We start from the raw sequence: 6115 nt of genomic DNA, 5'->3' as shown, positions 1-6115 counted from the left end.
GGTATCGGCTCGGGCAGGGTGTTCTGTTTCGTCGTCATGTCCCGGCACTCGCCGTAGATGCTGATCGATCCACCGGACTTCTGGACCGGCGAGTAGGGATCAAAGACCGCCGTTACGCCTTGCTTGCTCACGGCCGAGGCATGCGTGTGGAAGTCCCCCGGGCCTCCCCAGCCGTGCTGTTTGAGCACCCCGATCATCTGCTGAATCTCGGCTCGGGATGCCTCCAGGGTGGGCGCGTGGTCGTACTTGAGTTCCACTCGGCCCCGAAAAGGCGCCACGGCTTGGTCATTACAGGAATCTCGGGTGAAGTTGGCGGATACGCCCTTGAGGCTCAGGGTTGTCGCGATTTCCCGCGCCGCATCGACCACCTGCGCCCGAGATTGTTCCGGAGTCATTGGATTAGGCACCCCTTCGCTCACATTCCTTACGGCGCTGCATGATTGAAGCGCGATCATCAGCACGCCCGCTGCGATGTAGACAACAACCGAACGGCACATGGCGGCGCCGATCCGCTCGAAGGTGATCGTCGAAACTTTCAATGGTAATGACCTCCGGTAGGGCGCCGAAGCGATTCTGGGTCGAATTCATCAGGCAGCCAGTAGGTGCCGCGATGCTGTGCGGTCATGCTGTCGTGGGCCAATGCGTCACCGTGGCCCGATGCTATGTCACCGATGCTGAACAACGATTCATTACCGGGGGTGAAGTAGGAACTGTGGTCCTTCAGCGGAGACGTGAGCCCGGGGGCCTCGGCCTTGAACCGCGTCGAACCGAACCCTTCGACGGCGGGGTCGGAACCGAGTCCGATGGTGACCCCCGTTCCCGGCAGATGCCCCTGGATGCCACCCAAGTGCGTGATCGGGTCCGTCGATGCGGCGCCCACGTAAACGTGTCCGCCTTCGGGCAGGTGGAAGTCGCCGGCGCTGTGCGCGAGGTCGGTTCCCGGGCAGCCGACGAGCACGATGTCGTTGGCATGCATTCCGGAGCCGGCTGCGGCGTCGGCCACGGTGGTCGACCCATAGGAATGGCCCATCACGGTCACGTGAGAGGGCGCGCCGCCATGAGTCACCGCGAGAGCGTTGACATCCCCGGCGAGTAGACCACCCCCATTTCTCGCGAGCGTCGTCTGCCCGATCTGGGGGTCGATCGCGCTGTCGGGGGCGTGGTAGCCCATCCACACCAACACCGAATTGGACTTGTTCGGGTCGGCCCGCTGGGTCTCGTTGTAGACGTTGAGCCCGTCGCGGTGCGTCAGGTAGCCGTCCCGGACGCTGCTGCCGGTCCCGGGCACCAGCACCGTGGTGTTGTCGGCGGTGTCGGGGTTGCCGATGGCAATGGCTTCCCTGCCCCGGCCCTCGAACGCTTCGGGGTCATACGTTTGCAAGAAGACGGGGTTCTTGCCGCCGTCGGAATCCGTACTGAGCCCGGCTTTGGTCTTCACGGCGTTGCTGTAGCGCGTGATGGCCGACGGGGCGAGGCCGTACTGCTCCGGGTGTTGGGTCACCTGGTCCACCGACACATGATGCTGTGCGGCGGCGTTCTCGACGCGGGCAATGTCGTCGTTCATCACCGCCTGGTTGACCGTGTCGCGAGAGATGGTGTCGATGCCGTTGAGGTTGCCCAGCTCGGGCGGATGCTGAGCGAGCAACTGGTCTTTTTGCTGCTGGCTCAGGGAATCCCACCACCGCTTGACGTCTTCGGGCTTGGTACTGGGCGGCGGGATGGCGAACTCTTCGGGGCCTGCCTGGGCGTCGGCCGGCGCAAGGGGTTTGGGGTCGTAGCCGTCGGCGCGCAGGGTGGTCAGTGAGTTCTGCAGCGTGCCCGAATAACCGTTTCGTATCCCCTGCAATTGGCCGAGGGCGCTTCGGGTGTCATCGGCCGCGTCGGCTCTGGCGTCGTTAATCAACGACTGCAGCGCACTTCGGGCATTCGCGTCCAGGTTCGGATCTTGCAGGTCGTGCGCGGCCGCCCCGATGATGTTGTCGAGCTGCTGCAGTTGGGCCTCCAACGCGGCGATGTCGCTGGCGCCCGCCTTCTGCGCCTCGGCCAGGGCGGCGGCGATGTTCTCCAGGTCGACCGCGATCTTGGGAAGTTGCAGCGATTGCGCGCCAAGCGATTTGACGGTGCGCTGCACCTCGGCTGAGCCGTTGATCGGGTGGTCGCCGTTCTGGTGATTCCAGGCGGCGTCGAAGCGGTCGCGGGCTTGCTGGAAGGCATGGTCGGCCTCCTGGGTGCATCGGCCCGCTTGGTGGAAGGCACCCGCCAGTTGAGAAATCTGAAATGGGCTGCCGGCCTGCAAACTCCGGTTGATCTCCCAAGGATCGCCGCCGGCCTGGGCGATCAAGTCGGCAACGTTTAGCCAGACCAGCTGCATCGCACCGCCCGCAAATCCGCTACTTGTTCTCTCCGAGAGCTATGACGCTACCTTCCGTTGGCGGTAGTTCAAGCCAGTCACGTCGACCGCGCGATCGACTGTTGTTCCCTTCGAAGAGGACTGGCCTGGCGGACGGTTGGGTTCGGCAAAAGTCAGCCGCCGGAATGGCTGGGCATGGGCATCGGGGGCATCGACGGCATGCCGGGCCCCGGCGGCATTTTCATGTCTTTCATCATCGCGGCGCAGCAATCCATCTGCTGGGCCGCCGGCGGGTCGGCTTTCATCATTGAGGGACAGCAGCCCGGCCGCGAGAAGAGCAGATACAGAACGGCGACGATGACGACGATGCCGACCGCGGTGCCGGTGATGGCCAGGATTGGGTAGAGCCAGCGAGTCCACGTCGGTCTGGTCGGAGTGCTAGCGGTGCCGGTCATGACGGCCTCCCTTCCATGCGATAGTCCGTATTATCCGCCAAACCGCAAGCCAGCTACGTCGGCAAACGGCCACCCGGCGCCAAGGCCTGGCGTTACGATCTGCGCACGGAGCTACAGATTCGAGGTGGCCATGCATCGCACCCGACGTTTCGTCACCACATTCATCGCGGCCATCGCGCCGATGATCGCCGTCGCCACATTCGCCGCGTCACCACCCGCCGCGGCCGACCCGATTTGCGGGACGGCGGGCACGCCGCCCTGCGCGGGGCCAAGCCCGTTGACGCCTGAACAGCAGTGCGCGTTCATCGCGTGGCGATCGATGATGCCGTGCAACTGGCTCGGGATGCAGGTGCCCGCCGGCACGCCGGGAAGTTGGGATAACCCACCGGCGCCGCCGCCGGAGCCGTGATCCCCGCTTACCAACCCCAGCCGTCGTCATCCAGGACGTCCACGGTGAGACCGCTGTCGGCGGGAGCCGTGGTCCCGTAGGTAAAGGTGAGCAGGGTGCGGTCATCGCCCAGGGGTTCCGTCGCGACGACGGTGGCATGCCCGACCTTCATGCGGATCCTGTCGCCGGGCTTGAGTTCGTCAACGCGTTTGAGGGGCACGCTCAACCCATCAGCACCGGTGCAACCGATAATCCCGCAGATACCGTGGTCATCATCGCCATCCTTCCACGGCTGGCAATGACCCCGGCGGCCACGAAAGCTTCATCGAGGCAATAGCCTCGAGCGGCAATCAGACACGTTGCGCCGCAACGGAATACCGCCATCGCGCCGGGAGCGAGGCGCCGGGACCTGATGAAGCTATTCAGTTCTCCACAAGATCGGGGATCGGCTCGGCGTCGGTCAGCCAATGCCGTCCGACGCGGCGCGCCGCCTCCCACTTGGGGATGCTCACCGCATCGTCCTGGCCGAGGTCCTCAGGGGTCGGGCCGATGCGCTCGGCCAGCGAGGCCAGCGCCCCCAGATCGAAGTTGTACAGCTCGGCCGCCGCCAGGCCCAGCATCTGGCGGGTCTCCTCGACGGGGATGTCCCAGAAGGAGCGGCGCAGCCATTCGCGGGTGTGCGGCCAGGTCCCCTCCGGATGGGGAAAGTCGTTGCCCCACAGGAGGTTCGATACGCCGATCTCGTAGCGGCGCGCCAACTCCCGACGCTCGGTGGTGGTGGCCCCGATGAAGCAGTTCCGGTCGAAGTAGGCCGACGGCGGCATCGTCAGGTCGCCCTCCATCAGGTGGCTCATCTTCTTGGCCGAGTGCTCGCGCAGATACCGCGTGTCCATCAGCCACAGCAGATCGTTGGCCCAGAACGCGCCGCACTCGGTGACCCCCCAGCGCAGCCCGGGGAAGCGCTCGAACACGCCCGACCACAGCGCGAACCACAACGGCCGGGCGCCCCACCAGCGCACCTCGGTCACATAGATGCCCAGGTGGCCCCCGTACTCCTCCTGCGGGGCGGGGCCGGAGTGGGTGTGGATCGGCATCTGCAGGTCCTGGCAGGCGGCCCAGACCTTGTCGTAGCGACGATCGTGGTACGGCGGGTAGCCGACCCAGCGCGCCGGGATCAGGATCCCGCCGCGCAGCCCGGATTCCGCCGCGCGGGTGATCTCGGCTACCGCCGCGTCGACGTCCGCGAGGATCGGCACGACGGCCACCCCGGCGCGGCGTTCGGGGCTGTGGCTGCACAATTCGGCCAACCAGCGATTGTGGGCCCGCGCCCCGGCCATGGCCCGCCCCGGGTCGAGGTCGCCCGACTGGCCCAGCCCGGCGCCGAACGGGGCCCCGGCCACCCCGGTGACGGCGTCGGCGTCGGGGAAAATGACCTCGCCGACCACCCCGTCGCCGTCGAGTTCCTTGTCGCGCAGGCCTACATCCCATCCCCCGGCGATGCCGTCGCCATGCTCGGAGAACCACTCCTGGGCGAACTCCTCGTCGATGAATCCGCCCGCCTGCGCCGCGGCGGTCTTCTCAGCCAGGTAGGCCTCGAAGTCCTCGCGGTACTCGGGGTCGACGTATTCGCGGTACCGCTCGGTCGGGAGTTCGGCGTGGGTGTCCGCGGAGATGATGATGTAGGGGTTCACGGATGGTCCTTCCTTACCAAGCACGGATGGGGTCGGGTTCAAAGACGGTGCTGCGCGCGTCGGCAGGTATGGCGGCCAGCGGCTCGGCGACCTCGGCTACGGTCGGGCCGATCCGGTCGACAAGGGGCGCCAGGGTTTCGAGGTCGAACCCGTACACGCCGGCCGCGTTGCCGCCCACCATGGCGGCCACCTCGGCGGTCGGGACGTCGCTGAAGGTGTGGCGCAACGCTTCCCGCGTGTAGGGGGCGGTCCCCTCGTAGTGCGGGTAGTCGCTTCCCCACATGATTCGGTCGACGCCGATGCCGTGCCGCTCGGCGCACTCGACGGGGCGCATGAAGCTGGCGCCGACGTAACACTGGCGGGCCCAGTACTCGCTGGGCCGCAGCCGCAGCGAGCCGGCGGTGGGCCCGGCGAACCGCGCGATCGCCGAATTCTCCCGCCCGTACCGGGCCGCGGCCACGTCGAGCGAGTCGAGCGTCGCCGGGATCCACCCGGCGCCCTGCTCGGTGAAGACCACGACGAGGTCCGGATGGCGGTCCAGCGCGCCACTGAAGATCAAGTGCCACAACGCCCGATGCGCCCACCAGTGCGTCTCGTACACCCACACCGCGAACGAGCTGCCCCACCCGTCCGTCGGGCTCGGCCCGGCGCTGCCGCCGTGGTGGTTGACCACCAGGCCCGCCTCCGCGCACGCCGCCCACAGCGGCTCCCAGTGCTCGGCGTAGAGCGCGGGAAGGCCGGTGTCCGGGGCGATCCCGGGCAGCAGCACACCGCCACGCAGGCCCAGCTTGGCGATCTGCGCGATCTCGGCGATGGCCTCGTCGAGATCCGGAAGCAGGATCTGGCCCACCCCGGCGCGCCGCTCGGGCGACAGGGAGCAGAAGTCGGCCAGCCAGCGATTGTGCGCCCGCAGGCCGGCCCAGCGCAGCTCGAGTTCCCGGGCGGTCTCCGGCGGAGGGGCGGCCAGGCTCGCCTGAGGAAAGAACGGCGGCACGGTGTTAGGGTAAATGACTTCCCCCGCAATGCCTTCGGTATCCAGATCGGCGTTGCGCCGATCGCTGTTCCAGTTACGTTCGGCCTCGGGCTCGGTGAGATCCCCGAACGGGTTGACGTATGTCTTTGCCCAGCCGTCGAATTCGTCCCGGTACTGCGGGTCGAGGTACTCGCGGTAGGCGAGCAGATCGGCGCCGGCGTGGCAGTCGGCCGAGATGACGGTGTAGCGGTCCATGCG

The 6115-nt window shown here is 67.1% G+C and carries 7 protein-coding genes; 1 reads left to right on the top strand and 6 read right to left on the bottom strand.

Going from position 1 to position 6115, the window contains the following annotated elements; genetic code table 11:
- The 3 genes from JF781_RS11385 to JF781_RS11375 form a co-directional block, all read right to left on the bottom strand.
- On the bottom strand, nucleotides 1-539 hold a 539-nt coding region (locus JF781_RS11385), incomplete at its 3' end, for a hypothetical protein (protein WP_225329833.1).
- Nucleotides 536-2371 carry an alpha/beta hydrolase gene (locus tag JF781_RS11380; protein WP_225329834.1) on the bottom strand — a complete coding sequence of 612 codons (1836 nt, stop codon included), beginning with the start codon at nucleotides 2369-2371 and terminating at the stop codon, nucleotides 536-538. The genes JF781_RS11385 and JF781_RS11380, both read right to left, overlap by 4 nt.
- 152 nt (nucleotides 2372-2523) lie before the next feature.
- Nucleotides 2524-2805, bottom strand: a complete 282-nt coding sequence (locus JF781_RS11375) for a hypothetical protein (protein WP_225329835.1) — start codon at nucleotides 2803-2805, stop codon at nucleotides 2524-2526.
- Between the two features lie 124 nt (nucleotides 2806-2929).
- On the opposite strand from JF781_RS11375, the gene JF781_RS28560 reads away from it, so the two are divergent.
- A complete protein-coding gene (locus tag JF781_RS28560) occupies nucleotides 2930-3214 on the top strand; it encodes a hypothetical protein (protein ID WP_196771124.1) in 285 nt (94 codons plus the stop codon).
- A gap of 7 nt (nucleotides 3215-3221) precedes the next feature.
- Here JF781_RS28560 and JF781_RS11365 read toward each other — a convergent pair whose 3' ends face one another.
- From JF781_RS11365 to JF781_RS11355, 3 genes are all read right to left on the bottom strand, one after another.
- Nucleotides 3222-3413, bottom strand: coding sequence for a hypothetical protein (locus JF781_RS11365; RefSeq protein WP_225329837.1), 192 nt, complete (start codon nucleotides 3411-3413; stop codon nucleotides 3222-3224).
- 202 nt (nucleotides 3414-3615) lie between these two features.
- Nucleotides 3616-4884, bottom strand: coding sequence for an amidohydrolase family protein (locus tag JF781_RS11360; RefSeq protein WP_225329838.1), 1269 nt, complete (start codon nucleotides 4882-4884; stop codon nucleotides 3616-3618).
- 13 nt (nucleotides 4885-4897) lie between these two features.
- Nucleotides 4898-6112, bottom strand: a complete 1215-nt coding sequence (locus JF781_RS11355) for an amidohydrolase family protein (protein ID WP_225329839.1) — start codon at nucleotides 6110-6112, stop codon at nucleotides 4898-4900.
- Nucleotides 6113-6115 lie beyond the last annotated feature (3 nt).

The organism is Mycobacterium sp. WUMAC-067 (assembly GCF_020217485.1).
Lineage (GTDB): Bacteria > Actinomycetota > Actinomycetes > Mycobacteriales > Mycobacteriaceae > Mycobacterium.
The sequence above is the reverse complement of the archived record's forward strand: the minus strand, read 5'-3'. Positions and strand labels throughout refer to the sequence as shown.